Consider the following 22,932-nt stretch of genomic DNA (forward strand, 5'->3'; position numbering starts at 1 on the left):
GGGAGGGGGGCGGCACCGGTCGACGGAGGGAGACGCTGGGTGATCGAGCTGGAGGACGTTCCCGAGTTGATCGACCCGGTGATGATCTGCGCCTTCGAGGGCTGGAACGACGCCGGCGACGCCGCCTCGGCCGCCGTCGGACACCTGGACGAGACCTGGGGCGGCAAGGTGTTCGCGGCGCTCGACGCCGAGGACTACTACGACTTCCAGGTCAACCGCCCCACCATCTGGCTGGACGGCGGCGTGCGCCGGATCACCTGGCCGACCACCCGCCTCTCGGTGGTCCGGGTGAACGAGCCGAAGACCCGGGACCTCGTGCTGGTCCGCGGCATCGAGCCCAGCATGCGCTGGCGCTCCTACTGCAACGAGCTGCTCGGCTTCGCCCACGAGCTGGGCGTCGAGCTGGTGGTCATCCTCGGCGCCCTGCTCGGGGACACCCCGCACAGCCGCCCCGTCCCGGTCAGCGGCGTCACCTCGGACGCGGCGCTCGCCCGCACGCTCGACCTGGAGGAGAGCAAGTACGAGGGACCGACCGGCATCGTCGGCGTCCTGCAGGAGGCCTGCGCGCACGCCGGGGTGCCGGCCGTGACGCTCTGGGCCGCGGTGCCGCACTACGTGGCGCAGCCGCCCAACCCCAAGGCCACCCTGGCGCTGATCAACAAGCTGGAGGACCTGCTCGACCTGCGGATCCCGCCGGGCGAACTGGCCGAGGACTCCCGTGCCTGGCAGCTCGGGGTGGACCAGCTGGCCGCCGAGGACAGCGAGGTCGCCGAGTACGTGCAGCAGCTGGAAGAGGCCCAGGACACCGCCGAACTGCCGGAGGCGTCCGGCGACGCCATCGCCCGCGAGTTCGAGCGGTACCTGCGGCGGCGCGAGAACCTCGGCCCCACCGGCGAGAAGCCCGTCGCCGGCCACGCCACCGAGTCCAAGCCCGACAAGGACGAGGACGACAAGGCCGACGACGACCCCGACGACAAGCCGGGCACCGACGAATAAGGGCAACCACCAGGGGCGCGTGGGGGCACCTCCCGGCCGAAGGCTGGGGGGGACCTGCGCGAGGCGGAAGGCATCCGTCGATCGCCTTCCGCCTCGCGCAGGTCCCCGCGCCCCTCGTTCTCGGGTCGTCCGAACTAGAGCTGTTCTCGGGTCGTCCGAACTAGAGCGCCACGCCCAGGAGCGCGTCCACCGCGCGGGAGACCAGTCCCGGCGCCCCGATGTCCTCGCCGCCGTCGGCGGCCTGCGCGGCGGCCCAGCGGTCCACCGCCTCCAGCGCACCCGGCGCGTCCAGGTCCTCCGCGAGGGCGGCCCGCATCTCGGCGAGCATCCCCTCCGCCGGGGGCCCGTCCGGCCGGGAGACGGCGGCGCGCCAGAGGGCGAGCCGCTTCTCGGCCTGGGCGAGGTCCTGCTCGGTCCACTCCCAGTCGCTGCGGTAGTGGTGGGCGAGCAGGGCGAGCCTGATCGCCGCCGGGTCGACGCCCTCGCGCCGCAGCTTGGAGACGAACACCAGGTTGCCGCGGGACTTGGACATCTTGTGCCCGTCCAGCGCGACCATGCCGGCGTGCACGTACGCCCGGGCGTAGGGGTGCTCGCCGCTGGCGACCTGCGCGTGGGCGGCGCCCATCTCGTGGTGCGGGAAGGAGAGGTCGCTGCCGCCGCCCTGGATGTCGAAGGACATGCCGAGGTACTTCAGGGCGATGGCGACGCACTCGATGTGCCAGCCGGGCCGGCCGTGGCCGAGCTCGGTGTCCCAGGCGGGTTCGCCGGGGCGGGCGGAGAGCCAGAGCAGGGCGTCCAGCGGGTGCTTCTTGCCGGGGCGCTGGGGGTCGCCGCCGCGTTCGGCGAAGACCGGCATCATGGCGTCCCGGCCGAGGCCGGAGACCTCGCCGAAGTGCGGGTCTGCGTCGACGGAGAAGTAGATGTCGCCGTCGAGTTCGTAGGCGGCGCCGGTGGCGAGCAGCTGCTTGACGAGCGGGACGATCCACGGGATCGACTCGACGGCGCCGACGTAGTGGGCGGGCGGGAGCATCCGCAGGGCGGTCATGTCCTCGCGGAAGAGGGCGGTCTCGCGGGCGGCGAGCTCCGTCCAGTCCTGGCCGGTGGCGACGGCGCGCTCGAGCAGCGGGTCGTCGACGTCGGTGACGTTCTGGACGTAGAGGACGTCGTGGCCGGCGTCCTTCCAGACCCGCTGCACCAGGTCGAAGGTGTTGTAGGTGGCGGCGTGGCCCAGGTGGGTGGCGTCGTACGGGGTGATGCCGCAGACGTACAGGCGGGCGGTCGGGCCCTCGGGCACGATCTCGCGGACACTGCTCGTGGCGGTGTCGAAGACACGAAGGGGAAGCCCCTGACCAGGCAGGGCGGGAACCTCGGAGGCGGGCCAGGCATGCATGGTTCCGACTCTAACCGGGCGATCATTTGAAAGGCTAACCAGTGTTCGGGATCGGCCGGAATCCTCCCCCTCCGCCTGCCGTGCCTCAGAGCGGCGGCCAGGGGATCGAGGGCCAGTGCGGGGAGGGCAGCGGGTGGCGTCCGGCCTTGAGCAGGGCGTCGATCCGGTGGGCCGCGGCCTCCAGCTCGGCCGGGGTCAGGTGCGGTCGCAGCCGCTCCCCCAGGGCTCCGGGCAGTTCGGCGGCGAGCCGGCCGAGCACCTCGACGGCCTCCGCGGTGAGCGGCTGTTCGGCCCAGCCCCAGAGCAGGGTGCGGAGCTTGTTCTCGGTGTTGAAGGTCACGCCGTGGTCGATGCCGTAGATCCGCCCGTCGGCGGCGGGTATCCAGTGGCCGCCCTTGCGGTCCGCGTTGTTGATCACGGCGTCGAGGACGGCGAGCCGGCGCAGCCGTTCGTCGTCGCGGTGGACAAGCAGGGCGGTGCGGCCGCCCTCGACCTCGGCGCGGACGATCGGCAGCCAGCCCTCGTCCGGTCCGGCCGGGTCCTGGAGGTCGAGCAGTTCGGGTGCCCCGGGGTCGGGTTCGACCCAGAGCTGCACCATGCCGGGGCCGGCCGGGCCGTCCCGCAGCACGGTGGGCGGGACGAGCGCCCAGCCGGTGGCGGCGGAGAGCTCGTACGCGGCGGTCTCGCGGCCGGCGAGGGTGCCGTCCGGGAAGTCCCAGAGCGGCCGTTCGCCGGCCACCGGCTTGTAGACGCAGGGGGCGGTGGTGCCGTCCAGGGTCACCGTGCAGTACAGCACCGCGTTGGAGGCGTCGGTGAGGCGGCCGTGCACGGCGAGTTCGCCGGCGCCGAGCAGGGCCAGGGCGGCGGGTACGTCGGCCGCGAGCGCCGCGCTGGTGGCCGGGTCGGTGCCCGGGAGTGCGTCCGCGCTCAGCGCCGGTATCCGTTCGCGCGCGGGCACAGGTGGCCCTCCGGGTCGAGGGGCAGGTTGCAGAACGGGCAGGGCCTGCGGCCCGCCGCGACCAGGTCGAGGGCGCGCTTGGCGAAGACCCGGGCCATCGCGCCGGTGAGCCTGACCCGCAGCATGTCGGGGCCGTTCTCGTCGTCCTCGTAGAGGGCGTTCTCGTCCTCCTCGGCGTCCTCCACCAGGGCCTGGGCCTCGACGACGAGCCGTTCGTCGACGCTGTCCCAGGCGAGCGCCATGGTGCCGACCCGGAACTCCTGTTCCAGCGGCAGGTCGAGCGGCGCGCTGTCGAGCAGTTCGGTGGGGGCGACGGCGGGGATCGCGGACGAGCCGCCGCTGCGCCGCAGCGCCTCGTCGAGGACCTCCTCGACGCGTTCGGCGAGCGCGGCCACCTGGGCCTTCTCGAGCAGCACGCTGGTGATCCGGCCCCGGGCGCTGGCCTGCAGGTAGAACGCCCGGGATCCGGGCTGGCCGACGGTGCCGGCCACGAACCGCTCTGGCTGGTCGTAGAAGAAGACCTGACGGGGCACTCTCTCGCTCCGGATCGGGATCGGACGGGGGCTCATCGGCCACCCTACGACGTGCGCCGCACGGACGCGGCGACCGGTTGGCTCAGCTCGTCCCGCCGACCACGGCATCGCCGCCGGGCACCTGGGCGGGCTGCTGCTTCGGGGCGAGTGCGGCGAGGCCGCCGGTGTCGCCGAGGCGCAACAGGAAGGGGCGGTGCGGGGTGTAGCGGATCGCGGTGACCGAGCAGGGCTCGACGGAGATCCGCTGGAACTGGTCGAGGTGCAGGCCGAGCGCGTCGGCGACCACGGCCTTGATCACGTCGCCGTGGGTGCAGGCGAGCCAGAGGGCGTCCTCGCCGTGCTCGGCGGCGACCTTCGCGTCCCACTCGCGGACGGCGTCGACGGTGCGGTGGCTGAGGTCGCGCAGCGACTCCCCGCCGGGGAAGACGGCAGCGGAGGCGTGGTCCTGCACGGTGCGCCAGAGCGGCTCCTTGGCGAGCTCGTGCAGCGGGCGGCCCGTCCAGTCGCCGTACTTGCACTCGCCGAGCCGCTCGTCGACGGCGGCGGCGGCGAGTTCGGGGCGGGCGGCGAGCAGCGGGGCGACGGTCTGCCGGCAGCGCTCCAGCGGGCTGGTGACGGCGTGCGCCAGCGGCAGCCCGGAGAGCCGGCCGACCAGGCCGGCGGCCTGCTCGCGGCCGGTGTCGTCGAGTTCCACGCCGGGCGTCCAGCCGGCCAGGACGCCGGCGGTGTTGGCGGTCGATCGGCCGTGGCGGACGAGCAGCAGCGTGGGCATGCGGACTAGCCTACGGCCTGGGGTGCCGGGTGGGGCACGGGTGCCCATCGGGTGTGCGTTCAAGGGATGTGATGACCGTTCGGGCCCCGGCACGGGAGAATGTCCGCATGATCGTCGATTGCGCCACGTACCGGGACGGCCGCCGGGTGGAGGGCCCCGCGGACTTCTCGGACGCGCTGGACGCCGTACGGGCGGCCGGTGACGGCTTCCTCTGGATCGGGCTGTACGAGCCGACGCCGGAGGAACTGGACCTGGTCTCCTCCGAGTTCTCGCTGCACCCGCTCGCGGTGGAGGACGCCCTGACGGCGGCGCACCAGCGCCCCAAGATGGAGGTCTACCCGGACGCGCTGCTCACCGTGGTCAAGACCCTGGGCTACCGGGAGTCGGACCGGACGGTGGAGACCGGCGAGGTGCTCGTGTTCGTCGGCGACTGCTTCGCGATCACCGTGCGGCACGGGAGGGCCAGCCCGCTGGGCGCGATGCGCAAGGAGCTGGAGGACCGGCAGGACCTGCTGCGGCTGGGCCCGGCGGCGGTGCTGTACGCGGTCTGCGACCTGGTGGTGGACAGCTACCTCGACCTCTCCGCGACGCTGCTGTCCGACCTGGACGAGCTGGAGGCGGACGTTTTCGCCCCGGGGCGGACGCGCGGCGCCGCCGAGCGGATCTACGCCTTCAAGCGGCAGGTGGTGGCCTTCCGGCGGGCGAGCGCACCGCTGCTGGAGCCGGCCACCCGGCTGGTGCGCGGCGGCGTGCCGTTCGTCCCGGACGCCCTGCAGCCCTACCTGCGGGACGTGCTCGACCACCTGACCCGGACCACCGAGCAGGTCGAGGCGCTGGACCGGCTGCTCTCGGACATCCTGAACGCCAACCTGGCCCAGGTCAGCGTGCAGCAGAACGACGACATGCGGAAGATCTCGGCCTGGGCCGCGCTGGCGGCGGTGCCGACGATGATCGCGGGCATCTACGGGATGAACTTCCGGTACATGCCCGAGCTGCACCAGCCCTGGGGCTACCCGGCGGCGCTGGCCCTGATGGCCCTGGTCTGCCTGGTGCTGCACCGCCTGTTCAAACGGGCCGGCTGGCTCTGACCTTCCAAGGGCACTCAAAAGGTCAGAGCCGGGGGTGTGGGGGCACCTCCCGGCCTTCGGCCATCAGGTGCCCCCCACGCCGCCCCCGAACCGACCGCCTAGGCCAGGCCGGCCCGCTCCAGCGCCTCGACGCCGGTGCGCAGGGCGGTGATCCGCTCCTCCAGCGTGAAGCCGGCCGGGGCGAGGGTCAGCGTGGTGACGCCCGCGTCGGCGTAGGCCTGCATCCGGTCGGCGATCCGCTCGGTGGTGCCGAGCAGCGCGGTGGCGTCGATCAGGTCGTGCGGGACGGCCGCGGCCGCGCCGGCGTAGTCCTTGGCCAGGTACTTCTCCTGGATCTCGTCGGCGGCCTGCTCGTAGCCCATGCGGCGGGCGAGCTGGTTGTAGAAGTTCTTCTCCTTGCTGCCCATGCCGCCGATGTAGAGCGCGGCGTAGGAGCGCTGGCCGTCGGCGGCGGCCTTGACGTCCTTGCCGACCGAGATGGCGACGGTCGGGCAGAGGTCGAAGCCGTCCAGGGTCTGCCCGGCCTTGGCGCGGCCGGCCTTCAGCGGGTCGATGGAGAGCGCGGCGTGTTCGGGCGCGAAGAAGATGCCGAGCCAGCCGTCGGCGATCTCGCCGGTCTGCTCCAGGTTCTTCGGGCCGATCGCGGCGATGTAGAGCGGGATGTGCTCGCGGACGGGGTGCACGGTGAGCTTGATCGGCTTGCCGGGGCCGCCGGGCAGCGGCAGCGTCCAGGTGGCGCCCTCGTGGACGACCCGCTCGCGGGCCATCGCCTTGCGGATGATCTCCACGTACTCGCGGGTGCGGGCCAGCGGCTTGTCGAACTTGACGCCGTACCAGCCCTCGGAGACCTGCGGGCCGGAGACGCCGAGACCGAGCCGGAAGCGGCCCCCGGAGAGGGTGTCCAGGGTGGCCGCGGTCATCGCGGTCATGGTGGGCGTGCGGGCCGGGATCTGGAAGATCGCCGAGCCGACGTCGATCCGCTCGGTCTTGGCGGCGACGAAGCTGAGGACGGTCGCCGCGTCGGAGCCGTACGCCTCGGCGGCCCAGCAGACCGAGTAGCCGAGGCGGTCGGCCTCCTGGGCGACCGCGATGTTGTCGGCGTCCATGCCGAGTCCCCAGTAGCCGAGGTTGATGCCCAGTCGCATAACGGTGCCCACGCCTTCCGTTCGGTCCTTGCGGCGAGCGTAGCCGCGCCGCCCGAGGAAAGGCTACTGGCCGGTAGGAGTGGCCTGCGTCACGCTGCCGCGCGGGTCGTCCGCAACGCCGCGTTCCCGGGCCGCTACGCTCTGCCAGCAAGGGGGTCCGCCCCCACCTGCGGTTTTCAGTCACGACGGAGGGGCCCTCCCGATGGAACTGCGCCACCTCGGCAGAACGGGCCTGACAGTGAGCAGGCTCGGCCTCGGCACCATGACCTGGGGCCGCGACACCGACGAGCACGAGGCCGCCGAGCAGCTCAAGGCCTTCGTCGACGCCGGCGGCACCCTGGTGGACACCTCCGACGCGTACGCCGACGGCGGCGCCGAGTACCTGCTCGCCCGGCTCACCGACGGGCTCGTCCCCCGCGCCGACCTGGTCATCGCCACCAAGGCCGGCGCCCGCAACCGGCCCGGCCGCCGCCGCGACGCCTCCCGCGGTCACCTGCTCGCCGCCCTCGACGCCTCGCTGCACCGCCTCGGCACCGACCACGTGGACCTCTGGCAGGTCGACGGCCACGACCCGGCCACCCCGCTGGACGAGACCCTGCACGCCCTCGACATCGCCGTCACCAGCGGCCGCGCCCGCTACACCGGGGTCTGCGACTTCAGCGGCTGGCAGCTCGCCAAGTCCGCCGCCCGGCAGCAGGGCCACCCCGCGCGGGTACCGCTGGCGGGCGCGCAGCTGGAGTACTCGCTCCTCCAGCGCGGCCTGGAGCGCGAGGTGCTCCCGGCCGCTCTGGACGCCGGCGTCGGCCTGCTCGCCTCCTCGCCGCTCGGCCGGGGCGTGCTCACCGGCAAGTACCGGCACGGGGTGCCCGCGGAGTCCCGCGGTGCCTCGCCGCACCACGCGGGCATCGTGCAGCCGTACCTCGGCGAGCGGTCCCGGCGGATCGTCGACGCCCTCGCCACCGCCGCCGACGGACTCGCCACCAGCCCGCTGAAGGTCGCCCTCGCCTGGGTCCGCGACCGGCCCGGCGTGGCGAGCGCCCTGGTCGGCGCCCGCACCGCGGCCCAGCTGCAGACCACCCTGTCGGCGGAGGCCCTTACGCTTCCGGGTGAGATCCGCGGTGCGCTGGACGACGTGTCGGCACCGGTGCACCGCTACCCGGACCAGGGCTGGACGGAGCTGTGAACCGCCGGCCGTGAGGAGACATCGATGACGCAAGCGGAGCACAGCGCCCCGGAGCGGCAGGCCCAGGCCGTCGCCGCACTGGCCGAGGCGATCCGCGCGGCGGGGGCGTCGTCGGGGCCCGCCGCCGAGCCCGCCGACCCGGACGCACCGCGCACGGACGCGCCGCGCACGGACGAGCAGCGCGCCGCCGCGCTCGCGGCCGCAGCCGAGGTGCTGGCCGCCGGCGGCGCCCCCGCCGACCTGGCCGGGCCCGCGGTGGCCGCCCTCGGCGAGACCGCCGCCGAGCAGCTGCGCGAGGACCCGTGGGCCGTGCTCACCCTGCCCGGGGTGCGCCCCGAGCAGGCGGACGGCTTCGCCCGCGGCCTGCTCGGCCCCGCCGCCGGGCCGGGCGACCCGCGCCGCGCCGCCGCCCTGGTGCCCTGGGTGCTGGAGCAGGCCGCCCTGCGCGGCCACTCCGCCCAGGAGATCGGCGAGGTCGCGGCCGGCCTGGAGCGCCTGCGGCTGCCGGACGCCGCGGCCGCCCTGCAGGAGGCCGTGGTGGACGGCCGGGCGATGGCCTTCCAGGAGGAGCTGCCCGGCCACCACGGCAACGACGAGGAGGAGCCGCCGACCCGCACCCTGCTGGCCCTGGAGCGCCTGGCGCTCGCGGAGGAGAGCCTCGGCGAGTCCCTGGTGCGGCTGCAGTCCACCCTCGCCCCGGGCACCGACGCCGAACCCGAAGCCGAAACCGAAACCGAAACCACGGAAGCCGAGGAAGCCGGCGAGGCCGAGGAAGCCGAGGAAGGCGCAGCGGGGATCGCGCCGGCCACCCCCGGCCCGGCCGCCTGGGAGGCCGCCGCCGCGGCCGCGCCCTCCTCCTCCGCCACCGCGCTGCTCCGGGCCGTCTCCGGGAGCGCGCTGGTCGTGCACACCGGTGGCGAGGCCTCCCGCGCCGAGCTCGCCGCACTGCTGCGCGCCGCGGACGGGCTCGGCCTGCGCGCCTGGGCCGGCACCTGGACGGACCACGGCCGTACGGTCCTCGCCGGGCTGCTCGACGGCTCCCCGGCGGCCGGGCGCCTCGCCACCCTGGCCGAGCTGCTCGGTGCCGGCGGCCCCGGCCGCGCCGAGGACGGCACCCTCGCCCTCGACCTGCTGGTCGTCCCGGACGCCCAGCTGCTCGACGTCGAGCTGGCGGCGACCCTGCTGGAGGCCCTCGCCGACGGCACCCGGCTGGTGCTCAGCGGCGACCCGAACCAGCTCTGGTCGGCCGGCCCCGGCCGTTTCCTGGCCGATCTGACGGCTGCCAAGGCGTGCCCGGTCGTCGCCTCCCGCACCCCGGACGAGGGGCCGATCGGCGAGCTGGTGTCCGGCATCTCGATCGGTGAGCTCCAGCCCGTCGACGCGCCGGACAAGGAGGTGGTCGTCCTGGCCGTCCAGGACGCCGGCGAGGCCGTCCACCGGGCCGTCCAGCTGCTCGCCGACTCGATCCCGCGGGCGCTCGGCATCCCCGCCGAGCAGGTCGTGCTGATCACCGCCGGCCACGGCGGCGGCGCGGGCACCCGGGCGCTGAACGCCGCGGCCAAGGCCCGGCTGAACCCCGGCCCGGGCGCCTTCGGCGGCTTCGACCCCGGCGACCGCGTCGCCTGGTCGCCGACGCCCGGCACGACCCTGCCCGGCCGGGTCCTCGACGGCGGTGCCGCCGGGCTGCACCTGGAGCTGTCCGACGGCAGCCGGCTCACCCTCTCCCCCGCGCAGACCGCCCGGCTGCGGCACGGCTGGGCGCTCACCGCGCACCAGGCGGTCGGCCGGCGGTGGCCCGGCGCGGTGGTCGTGGTGCCCGGGGACGCCGCCGCGGGCCTCACCCGCCAGTGGGTGTACACGGCCTTCGGCCGCGCCGAGCGCCACCTCTCCGTGGTGCACCCGGCCGGGCCCGCGCTCGCCCAGGCGGTCGCCGAGCGGCCCGCCGCACCGCGCACCACCCGGCTGCGGGCGATCCTCGCCGAGCACACCGGCCAGGAGGGCTGAGCGGGGCCGCGGACGTGCCGGAGGGGCGGGGCCGCCGGGCCCCGCCCCTCCTGTGCTCACCGCCCGGTCACGACTCCGGCTCGAAGGCGTCCGGGTCGTCGTCGTAGACCTCGCTGATGTCGAACCGGCAGATCAGCAGCTGCGGGTCGGCCGCGTCGAACGGCTCGGGCAGCCACTCGCCGGGTTCGGAGGGCTCGCTCGCGGAGACCCACAGCGTGGAGTCGCCCTCCTCCAGTCCGAACTCCTCGCAGCGTGCGGCGATCTCGTCGGGCTCGTACTCGCCGAACAGCACCCCGATCGCCGCGTTCACGCCCGCGGCGGTGTCGCCGCCCGGCGTGAGCGAGTCGTCCACCCGCTCGGCCTGGTCCCGCAGCCGCTTCGGGTCGGCCACCAGGTAGTCCCGGCGGATCAGCACGCTGATCGCCTCGGGCTGCTCCGGCCCGGTGTAGCCGCCCTCGCTGCCGTCGCCCGGCACCTCGAAGGGGGTGACCTCGTCGAAGACCTCGTACAGCAGCTGGTCGTAGGTGATTGCCGCCGCCGCTAGGTCCTCGTACGCGGCGACCACGGCCGGATCGCCCTCCTCGGTGGTGCCGGCCACGGCCTCAAGGTGCCGGTCGATCGCGGCCTTGACCGCCTCGGCGGCGGCCCGTACCTCATTGATGGTGAGCTGCGCGGCATCAGACATGGTGCAGACGCTATCCCGCCCCGGTGACCGCACGCACAGGGGTTGTCACCTCCGCCCGCGAATTCACGACAACTTGTGCTCGGATGTCCGATCCGTGTGCTTCTGTACTCGCCGGACGGCAGCGCTCCGGGGCCGCCCCGGAGCCCGCACCACCTGCGCGGCGTCCCGCCGGAGGGCCTCCGGCATCGACCGGCCCGCGCCGGGGTATCGCTCCGGCATACCGGAACTGAGCGCACGTCAGGGTGGGGTGGCAGCGGGCCGGGGCGCGGGGCCCGGCGGACGCCCCGCGCACCCGGTCCGTCCGTCGGCACCACGCCGTAGGCTTGCGTTCAGGCCAAGGCACGGAGGCAGGAGGAGAACTTGACCCCACCCAAGCTGGTCCGGACCCCCGAGTACGAGTACCAGTCGCTGCGCCTGCCGCGCGGCACCAGCCGCAACGCGGCCCGCCAGCTGCTCACCGAGCACGCCGAGTACGGCCACTGGGAGCTGGACCGCCTGCGGCTCTACCCGGACGGCAGCCGGACCGTCCGGCTGCGCCGCCGGATCATCCGGCAGACGCGCAGCTGGTGAGGGCGGGCCCCGGCACGGCCCCCGCGCCGCGGGGCCCGGCAGGGGCATGAGCAGGGCCGACGACCCCGGGCACGGCCGTGCGCCCGCGGGTCGTCCCGGCGCGGCCGGGGCGACCCCGGACGCACGGCCGGGGTGGCGGGGGTCGGTCAGCGGGCGCCGGCCCGCGAGCGGCGGTACAGCACGCCGCCGCCGAGCAGCAGCGCGAGACCGGCGGGGGCGATCAGCTCCAGGCCGGAGGCGCCGGTGGACGCCAGGTGGTCGGGGGTGGCCGGGGCGGCCACGGTGACCGGCCGCGGGGTGCCCTCACTGGAGCGCGGGGTGCCGGTGGGCGGCGTCTCCGGCGTCTCCGGGGTCTTCGGCGTCTCCGGGGTCTTCGGCGGGGGCGGGGTCTCGGTGCAGCCGCACTCCTCCGGACGGGTGGGCGGCGGCGGGGTCTCGTGGACGTGCGTGTTGCCGCAGGAGTTGCCGTACGCGGGGTTGCCGAGGCCCACCACGTCGACGGTGTTGCCGCAGGCGTTGACCGGCGCGCTGACCGGGACGCTCACGGTGTTGCCGGAGACCACGCCCGGCGAGCCCTGGCTGCCGCCGCTCGCCGAGGACCCGCCGGCGTGGTTGCCGGTGCCCGTCGACGCGCCGGTGCCGGTCGAACCGCCGGAACCGCCGGTGGCCCCCGAGCCGCCGCCGTGCGAGACGTTGCCGCACTGGTTGCCGTACGCGGGGTTGAGCAGCCCGATCACGTTGACGGTGTTGCCGCACGCGTTCACGGGGATGTCCACCGGGGCCTGCACCGCGTTCCCGGAGCCGACGCCGGGAGAGTTCGCCGCGACACCCTGGGCCTCGCTGCCGGCCGCGTATGCATAGCCCGCGGTGGAGGCCAGCACACTGCCGGTGGCGACGGCGGTGAGGATTCCCCTCTTTGCGACCTGTCGCATTGACTCCCCTGATTCGTCTGAGATTCGTCTGATGGTCGGAATTCTTGCTGAGGGCCTCGCCCGTACATCGCACAACGAGCGGTGCGGCCATAAGTTGAACCTGACACCCGAGCTTCATCCGATCGAGTGAGCGGCGCGCCGAAAGCCCTTGCCGTCCGCAGGCGGACGTGCCCCCGGCCGCGGGATCCCCGCGGCCGGGGGCACGCGCCGGAAGACCGGGATCGGCGCCCGGACCCCGCTCAGACGTTGGCGCAGCTGTTGCCGAACGCCGGGTTGAGCAGGCCGATCACGCTGATCGTGTTGCCGCAGACGTTGACCGGGACGTGCACCGGAACCTGGATCAGGTTGCCCGACAGCACGCCCGGGGAGCCGGCCGCGACGCCCTGGGCGCCCGCGTCCGCCGCGGCGGCACCGGCGCCGGCCAGCACCAGGCCACCGGCGGCGGCGGCAACGGCGGCGATCTTCTTGTTGACCTTCATGAGTCCTCCTGGTCGATACCTGCGGCCCGTTCCCCCGGGCTGCACACAGGAGTGAACGAGGCTGCTGCGAACGGGGTACGGAGGAGTTTCCCCATTCACCCGCAACGGTGATGATCCGAACAGATTGCCGACCATGGAAAGGTCCGAGGAATCGTTTCTTCAAAGCCGGTCGAGGGCGTCCCAAATCATTCCCTCGTACCATGCGAACGGCCCGCCCCGGAGAATCCCCGGGGCGGGCCGTTCGCGGTCGGCCGGAGCCGTCGCGGAGCGGTTCAGCAGGCGTCGAGGAAGCGGTCCAGCACCCGGACGCCGAACTTCAGGCCGTCCACCGGCACCCGCTCGTCCACGCCGTGGAACATGCCGGCGAAGTCGAGGTCCGGCGGGAGCTGCAGCGGGGCGAAGCCGAAGCAGCGGATGCCGAGGTCCTGGAAGGACTTGGCGTCGGTGCCGCCGGACAGGCAGTAGGGGACGGCCCGCGCGATCGGGTCCTCGGCCCGCAGCGCCGACTGCATGGCCTCGACCAGGGCGCCGTCGAAGCCGGTCTCGATCGCCTTGTCCGAGTGCAGGGTCTCGCGCTTGACCCGGGGGCCGAGCACCGAGTCCAGCTCGGCCAGGAACTCCTCCTCGTAGCCGGGCAGGAAGCGCCCGTCCACGTGGGCGGTGGCCTGGCCGGGGATGACGTTCACCTTGTAGCCGGCGCCGAGCATGGTCGGCTGGGCGGTGTTGCGCAGGGTGGTGCCGATCATCTTGGCGATGCCGCCGAGCACCCGCAGCGTCTCGTCCATGTTCTCCGGGTCGAGCTTCACGCCCAGGGCGTCGGAGAGCTCGTCCAGGAAGGCGCGGACGGTCTTGGTGATCCGCAGCGGGAACTGGTGGCGGCCGAGCCGGGCGACCGCCTCGCACAACTCGGTGATGGCGTTGTCGTCGTTCTCCATCGAGCCGTGCCCGGCCCGGCCCTCGACGGTCAGGCGCATCCAGTGCATGCCCTTCTCCGCCGTCTCCACCAGGTAGAGCCGCACCTGGTCGTTGACGGTGAAGGAGAAGCCGCCGACCTCGCCGATGCCCTCGGTGACGCCCTCGAACAGCTCGGGGTGCTTGTCGACCAGGTACCGGGCGCCGTAGGTGCCGCCCGCCTCCTCGTCGGCGACGAAGGCCAGCACCAGGTCGCGCGGGGGCTTGCGGCCGGTGCGCAGCCGGTCGCGGACGACGGCGAGCGTCATCGCATCCATGTCCTTCATGTCGACGGCGCCGCGGCCCCAGACGCAGCCGTCGGCGATCTCGCCGGAGAAGGGGTCGTACGTCCAGTCCGCGGCGTTGGCCGGCACCACGTCGGTGTGGCCGTGGATCAGCAGTCCGGGCCGCGAGCGGTCCTCGCCCTCGATCCGCACGACGGTGGAGGCCCGCCCCTTGGCCGACTCGTAGATCTTCGGCTCGACGCCGAACTCGGCCAGCATCTCGGCGACGTACTCGGCCGCCTTGCGCTCGCCCGGCCCGGAGCCGTCCCCGTAGTTGCTGGTGTCGATCCGAATCAGGTCGCGGCAGATGTCGGCGACCTCCGACTCGGCCGTCACCATCGGCGCTCCTGCCCGCTCCGCACTCGGCTCACTCACGGCCACTCCTCGTCTCCGGTCGTCTCCGGCCCGCCCTGCGCACCTCGGCGCCGCCCGGCCCCACGCCGGGGCACCGCGGGCACCGTCCCGCCATCCTCCCCCAGCATCCGTCGCGCCCCAAGGCCATCCGCCCGCGGATCGAAGCCCGCCGGCACCCCGCGGGGGCGGTTTTGGGACCGCAAGCCGATCTTTGCTACAGTTGAGCACGTCAACGCGGCACGCAGCCGCGGAGACGACACCCGGTCCGGGTGGCGGAATGGCAGACGCGCTAGCTTGAGGTGCTAGTGCCCTTTATCGGGCGTGGGGGTTCAAGTCCCCCCTCGGACACAGTACGAAGGTGCCCGACCAGAGTGATCTGGTCGGGCACCTTTCGTTTTCCCGGCACGCTCCTGCCGCACTCCCGCGCCCGCCCCTTCCCGGCCGCCCGGACTCCGGCCCTTCCGGGCGCCCGGCCCCACCCTCCCCCCTCACCCGCCCGGTACCTCGCGCGACCTCCGTGGTCTACGCTATGCGGTACTGACGTACCGCTTCGAGTACCACTTGGAGTCCGCCATGGCCGTCGACCGGCTCCTCCCCACCCAGGAGGCAGAGGACCTGATCTCGCTCACCCGCGAGATCGCCGACCGGGAACTGGCACCGCGTGTCGACCGGCACGAGAACGACGAGACCTACCCCGAGGGCCTGTTCACCCTGCTCGGCAAGGCCGGCCTGCTCGGCCTGGCCTACCCCGAGGAGTACGGCGGCGGCGGCCAGCCGTACGAGGTGTACCTCCAGGTCCTCGAGGAGCTCGCCGCCCGCTGGGCCGCCGTCGCGGTGGCCACCAGCGTCCACACCCTGGCCTGCCATCCGCTCTACGCCTTCGGCACCGACGAGCAGAAGGGCCGCTGGCTGCCCGACATGCTGGCCGGCGCGGCGATCGGCGGCTACAGCCTCTCCGAGCCGCAGGCCGGTTCCGACGCCGCCTCGCTCAACTGCAAGGCCGAGGCGGTCGAGGGCGGCTACCGGATCACCGGCACCAAGGCGTGGATCACCCACGGCGGCAAGGCGGACTTCTACGCCCTCTTCGCCCGTACCGCCCCCGGCGCCAAGGGCGTCTCCTGCTTCCTCGCCCCGGGCGCGACGGAGGGCCTGACCTTCGGCAAGCCCGAGCGCAAGATGGGCCTGCAGGCCGTGCCCACCACCTCCGCCTTCTGGGACGGCGCGGTGCTCGACGCCGACCGCCTGATCGGCGCCGAGGGCCAGGGCCTGCAGATCGCCTTCAGCGCGCTCGACAACGGCCGGCTCGGCATCGCCGCCTGCGCCACCGGCCTCGCCCAGGCCGCGCTGGACGCCGCGGTCGACTACGCCAACGAGCGCACCACCTTCGGCCGGAAGATCATCGACCACCAGGGCCTGGGCTTCCTGCTCGCCGACATGGCCGCCGCGGTCGACTCCGCCCGTGCGACCTACCTGGACGCGGCCCGCCGCCGCGACGCCGGCCGCCCGTTCAGCCGGCAGGCCAGCGTCGCCAAGCTGATCGCCACCGACGCCGCCATGAAGGTGACCACCGACGCCGTCCAGGTCCTCGGCGGGTACGGCTACACCCGCGACTTCCCGGTCGAGCGCCACATGCGCGAGGCGAAGATCATGCAGATCTTCGAGGGCACCAACCAGATCCAGCGCCTCGTCATCAGCCGCGGCCTCGCCCGCTGACCCGTCCCACCGCCACCGAGGAGACTTCCATGGACATCGCCGGTTCCGCCGCCCTGGTCACCGGTGCCGCCTCGGGCCTGGGCGCGGCCACCGCCGCCGCCCTCGCCGCCCGCGGCGCCACCGTCTACGGGCTGGACCTGGACAAGGCCGTCGCCGCCGCCGGCGCGCAGCCGGACGGGGTCACCCTGCTCCCGGCCGACGTCACCGAGGAGGGGCCGGTCCGCGAGGCGCTGGCCCGGATCGAGGCGGACGGCGCCGAGCTGCGGCTGGCCGTCAACTGCGCCGGCATCGCCCCCTCGGCCCGTGTCCTGGGCCGCAAGGGTCCGCACGACCTCGACCTGTTCCGCGCGGTCCTGAACGTGAACCTGCTCGGCACCTTCAACGTGATGCGGCTCGCCGCGGAGGCGATCGCGAAGCACGGCGCCGACGAGAACGGCCAGCGCGGCCTGATCGTCAACACCGCCTCGATCGCGGCCTTCGAGGGCCAGGTCGGCCAGATCGCCTACGCCGCCTCCAAGGCCGGCGTGGCGGGCATGACCATCACCGCCGCCCGCGACCTCGCCCAGTTCGGCATCCGCGTGGTCACCATCGCCCCCGGCATCGTGGACACCCCGATGATGGCCGGCTTCAGCGACGAGGTCCGGGCCGGCCTGGCCGCGAGCGTGACCTTCCCGCAGCGGCTCGCCCGGCCGGAGGAGTACGCCCGTCTGGTCACCATGATCACCGAGCACGACTACCTCAACGGCGAGACCGTCCGGATGGACGGCGCGCTGCGGATGACCGCCCGCTGAGCCGGACGCCGCCCGGCACGCCAAGGGCCCGCCCGGTCACCCCGACCGGGCGGGCCCTCGGCCCTCGCCGCGTTCAGCCCTTCAGCGGGAGTCCTTCAGCGACGGGAAGTCCGACTCCCAGTACTCGTTCGGGTTCCGCCGCCCGCCGTGCTGCTGCTCCTGCTGCCGCAGCTCCACCCGGCGGATCTTGCCGGAGATCGTCTTCGGCAGGCCGGCGAACTCCAGCCGCCTGATCCGCTTGTAGGCGCTCAGCCGCTCGCGGGTGAAGCGCAGGATGTCGCAGGCCAGGTCGGCGCTCGGCTCCCGGCCCTGCACCAGGACGACGAACGCCTTCGGCACCGCGAGCCGCACCGGGTCCGGCGAGGGCACCACCGCGGCCTCCGCGACGGCCGGGTGCTCGATCAGCACGCTCTCCAGCTCGAACGGCGAGATCCGGTAGTCGCTCGCCTTGAACACGTCGTCGGCGCGGCCGACGTAGGTGACGTAGCCGTCCGCGTCCTGCGAGGCGACGTCGCCGGTGCGGTAGTGGCCGTCGCGCATCGCCTCGGCGGTCTTCTCCTCGTCGCCCGCGTAGCCGCGCATCAGCCCGGCCGGGCGGCGGGCCAGGTCGAGGCTGAGCTCGCCCTCCTCCGCGCGGTTGCCCTCGGCGTCCAGCAGGGCGACGTGGTAGCCGGGCAGCGGGCGGCCCATCGAACCCGGCTTCACCGGCTGGCCGGGGCTGTTGCCGATCTGCGCGGTGGTCTCGGTCTGTCCGAAGCCGTCCCGGACGGTCAGCCCCCAGGCCTTGCGCACCTGCTCGACGACCTCCGGGTTGAGCGGCTCGCCCGCGGCCACCAGCTCCCGCAGGGACAGCTGTCGGGAGGTCAGGTCGGCCTGGATCAGCATCCGCCACACCGTCGGCGGCGCGCACAGCGTGGTGACGCCGCAGCGCTCCAGCACCTCCAGCAGCCGGTCCGCGTCGAAGCGGGCGTGGTTGAGCACCAGCACGGTCGCCTCGGCGTTCCACGGCGCGAAGAGGTTGCTCCACGCGTGCTTGGCCCAGCCCGGCGAGGAGATGTTGAGGTGGACGTCCCCCGGCTGCAGCCCGATCCAGTACATCGTCGACAGGTGCCCGACCGGGTACGAGGTGTGGGTGTGCTCCACCAGCTTCGGCCGGGAGGTGGTGCCCGAGGTGAAGTAGAGCAGCAGCGGATCGTCCGCCGGGGTCTGCCCGTCCGGCTCGAAGGTGTCGGCGGCGCCGTCCGCGTCGGCGTACCGGTGCCAGCCCTCGGGCTCGCCGCCCACCGCGATCCGCAGGTCGGCGCCGGGCAGGCCGGTGAAGCGGTCCGCGACCTCGGCGGCGGCGACCACGGCGCGCACCCGGCCGCGCTCCAGCCGGTCGCGCAGGTCGTCGGCGCTGAGCAGCAGGGTGGCCGGGATGACCACCACGCCGAGCTTCATCGCCCCGAGCATGGTCTCCCACAGCTCCGGCACGTTCCCCAGCATGACGAGCATCCGGTCGCCGCGCCGCAGGCCGAGCGCCCGCAGGTGGTTGGCCACCCGGTCGGAGCGGTGCGCCATCTCGCGGAAGGTACGGGTGTGTTCGCTGCCGTCGTCGTCGATCACCCAGAGCGCCCGCCGGTCGTTGCCCTCGGCGATCCGGTCGAACCAGTCGAGCGCCCAGTTGAAGGCCGTCGGCCGCGGCCAGCGGAACTCCCGGCGGGCGGCGTCGTAATCGGTGCGGTGGCGCAGCAGGACGTCGCGGGCCGCGCGGAACTCGTCGACCGGACCCATGGCCTGTCTCCTCGGTGGTGATCGGAACCGTCTCTCCGCTCATCCTGCCGCCGGAGCACCGGCCCCCGCCGGAAGTTCGCGAACGTGTCCGGACTCCCGCGCACCTCCGGTACCCCCACCGCCGCCGCGGCCGGAGTCGACGAACTTCCAGGTGATCCCGTCGAGGACGCCGAGGCCGAGGTCGGCGAGCCGTTGGAAGGCGGGCCGGCTGAGGTCGAGCTGTTCGGCCGGGCAGCCGGGGCACTGGTCCTTGACCGGGACGGTGATGGTCCGCCCCCGGTAGTCGACCTGCACCGAGACACCCGCGCAGAGCGGGTCGGCGTTCGGGTCGGCGGCCGTCCACCAGGCGGCGGGAACGGCGGCGAGGTCCTCGGTCGCGGCGTCGACCGCCGTTCCGCAGGCGCCGGTGCCGGCGTCCTCGTACCAGGTCGCCCGGCCCGTCCGGGTCTGGCCGATCGGGAGGCCGCCCGCGGTGGCTCCGGCACCCAGGACGGGGACGACCACCGCGCTGACGACGACGGCGGTCCACCGCCTCCTGCCGTTCGGACCGGCCGGATTGACGTCCACTCAGATACTGGCGGCCGCGGCCGACCCGCTCGCCACGTCGCCCTCGACCAGCACCTGGAGGACCTTGGCGGCAGCGGCGCGGTAGACCTCGTCGGCGAGTTGGGCGGAGGCCCCGCCGGCCTGGAAGTACCAGAAGGTGAGGACGGCCGGGCCGATCTGCTCCACGGCCAGGTAGCCGTTGAGGAGTACCCCGTCGACGACGCCGTCCATCCGCACCGCCGTGGTCGCCAGCCCGCCGAAGCGTATCGGGGTGAGGGTGAAGGTGACGGAGGTCGAGTCGCCGGTGAAGGTGAGCGCCTCGCAGGTGCGCAGCGCCTCGGCGACCTTGGCGTGGTCGTCCGCCAGCGCGCCCTGCTCCTCGGTGAGCAGCGACTCGCCGAGGTAGGGGCTGGACTCGGCGGTGGTGAACTCGGTCTGCTCGCGGACGGCGCCGGGCCGCGGCTCGCCCTGCCCGTTGAGGATCTCCGTGAGCAGCGGGCAGCCGCTGGTGCCCTGGTCCTCGGCACCGTCGGCCGGGAGGGTCTCGGCGAAGGCCGGGCCGAGGTCCTCGGTGGTGAGCAGCGCGCTGCGGAGGTCCTCGGAGGTCGGCAGCGGCGCGGGGGCCGTGGGGCTGCCGGAGGAGGCGGGTGCCGGGGCGGAGGCCGGGGCGGGATCGCCGCCGGACCCGCTGCAGGCGGCGGTGCCCGCGAGGGTCAGGGCGAGCAGCGGGGCGGCCAGCAGCCGCGCCCGTACGGGCCGGCCCGTGGGCCTGCTGTGGGACCGGTCCTGCCGGGCGGTCGCCCGCGAGGCATGCATCAGCGGCACCTTCCGAAGGTCGCGCCCCTGCCCACGATGGTCGCACCGGTGCCCGGGGGCTGCCCTTCGGCCGCCCCGTCCGGACACCCCGCGGGGCGCGCTCGCCCTGCCGCCGCACGGCCTCCGGAAACTTCCGCGGCGGTCGCCCGATCGGCCCTGGGCCACCGCACCGGGGCTGCCCCGGTCACGGCCGGCCGGTGCGCAGCCCGGTGCCCGGCTCCTCACCCGGGACGCGGTCGGCACCGGGGCCGGACGGGGCCCGGTGGCACGCCCCTGCCCGCCGACCCTCCGCGGTACGGCGCTGCGCACCGACCGACCTCCGGGGTGTCCGCCCTTCGGGAACGGGCATTCCGCCGCCGGCCCCGCCCGGCTGCGCGGAGCGACGCCGACCGGAACGGCGGGGACGGTCGGGGCGGGCCCGTGTGCGTGACGGTCAGCCACATGCGCCACTCCGTCAGGTGAGGGATCGTCACCGAACCGCCCACCCGAGTGGCGGGCCCCCAGGGGCGGTCCTAGCTTCGGGGGGACGGAGGCTCCCTGCGCTCCCCCACGCCCCCACGCCCCCACGCCCTCCACCCCCGCGCCCGGCGCGCCACCTCCACACGACCCCACACCCCTTGTCCCCCACGGCACCCTGCGGCCCCACGACCCCCACCGCGCGAACCCCCGCACCCCCACACTCCACAGCCCCGCGCCCCCGCACCGGGCGCGCCGATCCCGGCGCCCGCCCGACCCTTGTACCCCCGAAAGCAGGCCCCAGTTCCATGTCCATGCGACGGACCCACTACCTCGCCGGCGGCCTCGCCGCCCTGGTCGCGAGCCTGGGGGCGGTCCCGCCCGCCCAGGCCGCGTCCTCGATGCGCACCGTCTTCCCCGGCGAGTCCATCCAGAAGGCGGTCGACGCGGCCGCCCCGGGCAGCACCGTCCAGCTGATGCCCGGCACGTACCACGAGAGCGTGCTGATCACCCGTTCGGACATCACCCTGCGTGGGGTCGGTCCGTCGACCGTCCTCGTCCCGGACCCGGCGCAGACCGGGAACGCCTGCGCCACGGCGGGCCACGGCATCTGCGTGGCCGGCACGGACGACCAGAAGGTGAACAACGTCCGGATCGGCTCGCTGACCGTCTCCGGCTACCGGATGAACGGCATCGACGCCTCCAACACCGACCACCTGCGGATCATGGACGTCGGCGCCTTCCACAACGGCAACCAGGGCATCAGCCAGGAGAAGTCGATCCGGGCCACGCTGACCGGCAACGAGGCCGCCGACAACGTGCAGGCGGGCATCTTCCTCGCCAACTCGGTCGCCCACGAGGGCGGTGCCATCGACACCCAGGGCACCGTGATCCGCGGCAACCGGCTGTCCGGCAACCGGATCGGCGTGGTCGTCCGGCGCGCCCGGACGCTGGCGGTGGACGCCAACGACATCAGCGGCAACTGCGGCGGCGTCTTCGTGGTCGGCGACGAGGGCTCGCCCAAGCCGGGCGCGATCAGCGTCAACCGCAACTACGTCCACGAGAACAACAAGTACTGCCCGCCGAACCCGCGGCTGGCCTTCATCCAGGGCACCGGCATCCTCTTCACCGGCGCCGAGGACTCCGTGGTGTCCGGCAACCAGATCGAGGGCAACCGCGGCGACTCGCCGATGTCCGGCGGCGTGGTGCTCTTCCCGAGCGTGACCGGCACGCCCAACAACCGGATCAGCGTCACCGGGAACGTACTGGCCGACAACGGCCCCGCGGACCTGGCCGACCGCGACACGGGCACCGGCAACACCTTCGCCCGCAACACCTGCGGCGTCTCCGAGCCGGCCGGCCGCTGCTGAGCCCTCGCCCGAGCAACTCCCCGCACCGACCGCAGACCCTCCTCCCCGGGCCGCCCGGCCCCCGTACGAAAGGCGGTTCCATGTCCGCCAGCACCCAGTCCCCGTCCCCGCCCGCGGTGATGCGCCTGCGCGAGCTCGTCTTCGGCGCCGCCTGCGCCGCGGCGATCCGCGCCGCGGCGCAGCTCGGTGTCGCCGACGCGCTCGGCGAGAACCCGACGGCCGTCCGCGACCTGGCCGCCGAGCTGAAGGTGGAGCCCAAGCCGCTGCGCCGGCTGATGCGGGCGCTCGCCAGCTACGGGATCTTCACGGAGACGGACGACGACCGCTTCGCGCACACCGACATGTCCCGGATGCTGCGCGAGGACGCCCCCAACAGCCTGCGCTACATCTCGCTGTGGTGCACCGAGCCCTGGACGTGGCAGGCCTGGCCCCGGCTGGACGAGGCCGTCCGCACCGGCCGCAACATCTTCCCCGAGATGTTCGGCAAGGAGTTCTTCCAGTACCTGCACGACGACGCGGGCGAGTCCGCGAAGGTCTTCGACAAGGCGATGAGCAGCTCCAGCCGGCAGTCCGCCGCCGACCTGGTGGCCTTCCTGGACAACCTGGAGGGCGTCTCCACGGTGGTGGACATCGGCGGCGGCCAGGGCCTCGCGCTGGCCGGGCTGCTGGAGAAGCACCCGCACCTGCACGGCACGCTGCTCGACCTGCCGCAGGTGGTCGCGGACGCCGATCCGCGGCTGCGGCCGGGCGGCGCGCTGGCCGACCGGGCCCGCCTGGTGCCGGGCGACTGCCGGGTGGACATCCCGGTGCAGGCCGACCTCTACCTGATCAAGAACATCCTCGAGTGGGACGACGAGTCCACCCGCCGCACGCTGGCGAACGTGGTGGGTGCGGCCCGCCCGGGCGCCCGGGTGGTGGTGGTCGAGAACCTGGTCGACGACAGCCCCTCGATGCGCTTCACCACCGCGATGGACCTGCTGCTGCTGCTCAACGTCGGCGGTGCCAAGCACACCCGGGAGAGCATGCTGGGCCTGATGTCCGAGGCCGGCCTGCGGGTCGACGAGGTCCGCCCGGTCAACCCGTACCTGCACGCCTTCGAGAGCGTCGTCGGGGGCTGACGCGCTCCGCCCCCTCCCCCGAGGC

21 protein-coding genes and 1 tRNA gene are annotated in these 22,932 nt (G+C 74.1%); 10 read left to right on the plus strand and 12 right to left on the minus strand.

The features are described from left to right. Positions 1-39 precede the first annotated feature (39 nt). Positions 40-996 carry a PAC2 family protein gene (locus tag AB0O09_RS10265; RefSeq protein WP_344621572.1) on the plus strand — a complete coding sequence of 319 codons (957 nt, stop codon included), beginning with the start codon at positions 40-42 and terminating at the stop codon, positions 994-996. A gap of 160 nt (positions 997-1,156) precedes the next feature. Here AB0O09_RS10265 and mshC read toward each other — a convergent pair whose 3' ends face one another. The 4 genes from mshC to AB0O09_RS10285 all read right to left on the minus strand — a co-directional run bounded on the left by mshC (position 1,157) and on the right by AB0O09_RS10285 (position 4,649). Continuing rightward, positions 1,157-2,386: a cysteine--1-D-myo-inosityl 2-amino-2-deoxy-alpha-D-glucopyranoside ligase gene (gene mshC, locus AB0O09_RS10270; protein WP_363541096.1), complete on the minus strand. Its 1,230-nt coding sequence runs from the start codon at positions 2,384-2,386 to the stop codon at positions 1,157-1,159. An 85-nt stretch (positions 2,387-2,471) separates the two neighbouring features. Then, positions 2,472-3,245, minus strand: a complete 774-nt coding sequence (locus tag AB0O09_RS10275; RefSeq protein ID WP_363541252.1) for an SCO1664 family protein — start codon at positions 3,243-3,245, stop codon at positions 2,472-2,474. 68 nt (positions 3,246-3,313) lie between these two features. After that, positions 3,314-3,877, minus strand: a complete 564-nt coding sequence (locus tag AB0O09_RS10280; RefSeq protein ID WP_344621570.1) for a DUF3090 domain-containing protein — start codon at positions 3,875-3,877, stop codon at positions 3,314-3,316. Positions 3,878-3,959: 82 nt separating this feature from the next. Continuing rightward, on the minus strand, positions 3,960-4,649 hold the full coding sequence (locus AB0O09_RS10285) for a histidine phosphatase family protein (RefSeq protein ID WP_363541097.1): 690 nt from the start codon (positions 4,647-4,649) through the stop codon (positions 3,960-3,962). Positions 4,650-4,756: 107 nt separating this feature from the next. Between AB0O09_RS10285 and AB0O09_RS10290 the strand changes: the two genes are divergently transcribed. Further along, positions 4,757-5,737: a magnesium and cobalt transport protein CorA gene (locus AB0O09_RS10290; RefSeq protein ID WP_363541098.1), complete on the plus strand. Its 981-nt coding sequence runs from the start codon at positions 4,757-4,759 to the stop codon at positions 5,735-5,737. Between the two features lie 98 nt (positions 5,738-5,835). On the opposite strand, the gene AB0O09_RS10295 is transcribed toward AB0O09_RS10290, so the two are convergent. Beyond that, entirely contained in the window at positions 5,836-6,882 is a 1,047-nt protein-coding gene (locus AB0O09_RS10295) for an LLM class F420-dependent oxidoreductase (RefSeq protein ID WP_363541254.1), read from the minus strand. Between the two features lie 202 nt (positions 6,883-7,084). Between AB0O09_RS10295 and AB0O09_RS10300 the strand changes: the two genes are divergently transcribed. Next, positions 7,085-8,065, plus strand: coding sequence for an aldo/keto reductase (locus tag AB0O09_RS10300; RefSeq protein ID WP_344621566.1), 981 nt, complete (start codon positions 7,085-7,087; stop codon positions 8,063-8,065). Between the two features lie 24 nt (positions 8,066-8,089). Then, positions 8,090-10,069 (plus strand): helix-hairpin-helix domain-containing protein, encoded by a 1,980-nt coding sequence (locus AB0O09_RS10305; protein WP_363541099.1) that lies wholly within the window; start codon positions 8,090-8,092, stop codon positions 10,067-10,069. A gap of 67 nt (positions 10,070-10,136) precedes the next feature. Here the strand turns inward: AB0O09_RS10305 and AB0O09_RS10310 are convergent, their stop codons facing one another. Then, positions 10,137-10,754, minus strand: a complete 618-nt coding sequence (locus tag AB0O09_RS10310; RefSeq protein ID WP_344621564.1) for a hypothetical protein — start codon at positions 10,752-10,754, stop codon at positions 10,137-10,139. A 375-nt stretch (positions 10,755-11,129) separates the two neighbouring features. Between AB0O09_RS10310 and AB0O09_RS10315 the strand changes: the two genes are divergently transcribed. Continuing rightward, a complete protein-coding gene (locus AB0O09_RS10315) occupies positions 11,130-11,324 on the plus strand; it encodes a DUF5703 family protein (protein WP_030274148.1) in 195 nt (64 codons plus the stop codon). Positions 11,325-11,470: 146 nt separating this feature from the next. Here the strand turns inward: AB0O09_RS10315 and AB0O09_RS10320 are convergent, their stop codons facing one another. The 3 genes from AB0O09_RS10320 to AB0O09_RS10330 all read right to left on the minus strand — a co-directional run bounded on the left by AB0O09_RS10320 (position 11,471) and on the right by AB0O09_RS10330 (position 14,345). Further along, positions 11,471-12,256 carry a chaplin gene (locus AB0O09_RS10320; protein WP_363541100.1) on the minus strand — a complete coding sequence of 262 codons (786 nt, stop codon included), beginning with the start codon at positions 12,254-12,256 and terminating at the stop codon, positions 11,471-11,473. A gap of 239 nt (positions 12,257-12,495) precedes the next feature. Further along, on the minus strand, positions 12,496-12,735 hold the full coding sequence (locus tag AB0O09_RS10325; protein ID WP_363541101.1) for a chaplin: 240 nt from the start codon (positions 12,733-12,735) through the stop codon (positions 12,496-12,498). A gap of 272 nt (positions 12,736-13,007) precedes the next feature. Continuing rightward, positions 13,008-14,345 (minus strand): M20/M25/M40 family metallo-hydrolase, encoded by a 1,338-nt coding sequence (locus AB0O09_RS10330; protein WP_363541102.1) that lies wholly within the window; start codon positions 14,343-14,345, stop codon positions 13,008-13,010. A 242-nt stretch (positions 14,346-14,587) separates the two neighbouring features. Between AB0O09_RS10330 and AB0O09_RS10335 the strand changes: the two genes are divergently transcribed. The 3 genes from AB0O09_RS10335 to AB0O09_RS10345 all read left to right on the plus strand — a co-directional run bounded on the left by AB0O09_RS10335 (position 14,588) and on the right by AB0O09_RS10345 (position 16,828). Beyond that, positions 14,588-14,672, plus strand: a tRNA-Leu gene (locus tag AB0O09_RS10335). Between the two features lie 225 nt (positions 14,673-14,897). Continuing rightward, positions 14,898-16,037 (plus strand): acyl-CoA dehydrogenase family protein, encoded by a 1,140-nt coding sequence (locus tag AB0O09_RS10340; protein WP_363541103.1) that lies wholly within the window; start codon positions 14,898-14,900, stop codon positions 16,035-16,037. A 29-nt stretch (positions 16,038-16,066) separates the two neighbouring features. Beyond that, positions 16,067-16,828, plus strand: coding sequence for an SDR family NAD(P)-dependent oxidoreductase (locus AB0O09_RS10345; RefSeq protein ID WP_363541104.1), 762 nt, complete (start codon positions 16,067-16,069; stop codon positions 16,826-16,828). An 81-nt stretch (positions 16,829-16,909) separates the two neighbouring features. Here the strand turns inward: AB0O09_RS10345 and AB0O09_RS10350 are convergent, their stop codons facing one another. Genes AB0O09_RS10350 through AB0O09_RS10360 form a run of 3 tightly spaced genes read right to left on the minus strand, consistent with a single transcriptional unit; the run spans position 16,910 to position 19,963 of the window. After that, positions 16,910-18,601, minus strand: a complete 1,692-nt coding sequence (locus tag AB0O09_RS10350; protein WP_363541105.1) for an AMP-binding protein — start codon at positions 18,599-18,601, stop codon at positions 16,910-16,912. Positions 18,602-18,640: 39 nt separating this feature from the next. Beyond that, positions 18,641-19,168 carry a cysteine/serine endopeptidase inhibitor gene (locus tag AB0O09_RS10355; protein ID WP_363541106.1) on the minus strand — a complete coding sequence of 176 codons (528 nt, stop codon included), beginning with the start codon at positions 19,166-19,168 and terminating at the stop codon, positions 18,641-18,643. Next, positions 19,169-19,963, minus strand: a complete 795-nt coding sequence (locus AB0O09_RS10360) for a hypothetical protein (protein WP_363541107.1) — start codon at positions 19,961-19,963, stop codon at positions 19,169-19,171. A 764-nt stretch (positions 19,964-20,727) separates the two neighbouring features. On the opposite strand from AB0O09_RS10360, the gene AB0O09_RS10365 reads away from it, so the two are divergent. Together AB0O09_RS10365 and AB0O09_RS10370 are read left to right on the plus strand one after the other, a co-directional pair. Further along, positions 20,728-21,789 (plus strand): right-handed parallel beta-helix repeat-containing protein, encoded by a 1,062-nt coding sequence (locus AB0O09_RS10365; protein WP_363541108.1) that lies wholly within the window; start codon positions 20,728-20,730, stop codon positions 21,787-21,789. An 80-nt stretch (positions 21,790-21,869) separates the two neighbouring features. Further along, on the plus strand, positions 21,870-22,907 hold the full coding sequence (locus tag AB0O09_RS10370) for a methyltransferase (protein WP_363541109.1): 1,038 nt from the start codon (positions 21,870-21,872) through the stop codon (positions 22,905-22,907). The last annotated feature ends 25 nt before the right edge of the window (positions 22,908-22,932 follow it).

It is taken from the genome of Kitasatospora sp. NPDC093679, from assembly GCF_040683455.1.
Lineage (GTDB): Bacteria > Actinomycetota > Actinomycetes > Streptomycetales > Streptomycetaceae > Kitasatospora > Kitasatospora arboriphila.

Excerpts from the sequence above, each read along its gene's own strand:
- AB0O09_RS10370 (WP_363541109.1), top strand. The coding sequence starts at position 21,870 with ATGTCCGCCAGCACCCAGTCCCCGTCCCCGCCCGCGGTGATGCGCCTG.
- AB0O09_RS10305 (WP_363541099.1), top strand. The coding sequence starts at position 8,090 with ATGACGCAAGCGGAGCACAGCGCCCCGGAGCGGCAGGCCCAGGCCGTC.
- AB0O09_RS10345 (WP_363541104.1), top strand. The coding sequence starts at position 16,067 with ATGGACATCGCCGGTTCCGCCGCCCTGGTCACCGGTGCCGCCTCGGGC.
- AB0O09_RS10325 (WP_363541101.1), bottom strand. The coding sequence starts at position 12,735 with ATGAAGGTCAACAAGAAGATCGCCGCCGTTGCCGCCGCCGCCGGTGGC.
- AB0O09_RS10290 (WP_363541098.1), top strand. The coding sequence starts at position 4,757 with ATGATCGTCGATTGCGCCACGTACCGGGACGGCCGCCGGGTGGAGGGC.
- AB0O09_RS10285 (WP_363541097.1), bottom strand. The coding sequence starts at position 4,649 with ATGCCCACGCTGCTGCTCGTCCGCCACGGCCGATCGACCGCCAACACC.
- AB0O09_RS10350 (WP_363541105.1), bottom strand. The coding sequence starts at position 18,601 with ATGGGTCCGGTCGACGAGTTCCGCGCGGCCCGCGACGTCCTGCTGCGC.
- AB0O09_RS10340 (WP_363541103.1), top strand. The coding sequence starts at position 14,898 with ATGGCCGTCGACCGGCTCCTCCCCACCCAGGAGGCAGAGGACCTGATC.
- AB0O09_RS10310 (WP_344621564.1), bottom strand. The coding sequence starts at position 10,754 with ATGTCTGATGCCGCGCAGCTCACCATCAATGAGGTACGGGCCGCCGCC.
- AB0O09_RS10295 (WP_363541254.1), bottom strand. The coding sequence starts at position 6,882 with ATGCGACTGGGCATCAACCTCGGCTACTGGGGACTCGGCATGGACGCC.
- AB0O09_RS10320 (WP_363541100.1), bottom strand. The coding sequence starts at position 12,256 with ATGCGACAGGTCGCAAAGAGGGGAATCCTCACCGCCGTCGCCACCGGC.
- AB0O09_RS10300 (WP_344621566.1), top strand. The coding sequence starts at position 7,085 with ATGGAACTGCGCCACCTCGGCAGAACGGGCCTGACAGTGAGCAGGCTC.
- AB0O09_RS10360 (WP_363541107.1), bottom strand. The coding sequence starts at position 19,963 with ATGCATGCCTCGCGGGCGACCGCCCGGCAGGACCGGTCCCACAGCAGG.
- mshC (WP_363541096.1), bottom strand. The coding sequence starts at position 2,386 with ATGCATGCCTGGCCCGCCTCCGAGGTTCCCGCCCTGCCTGGTCAGGGG.
- AB0O09_RS10365 (WP_363541108.1), top strand. The coding sequence starts at position 20,728 with ATGTCCATGCGACGGACCCACTACCTCGCCGGCGGCCTCGCCGCCCTG.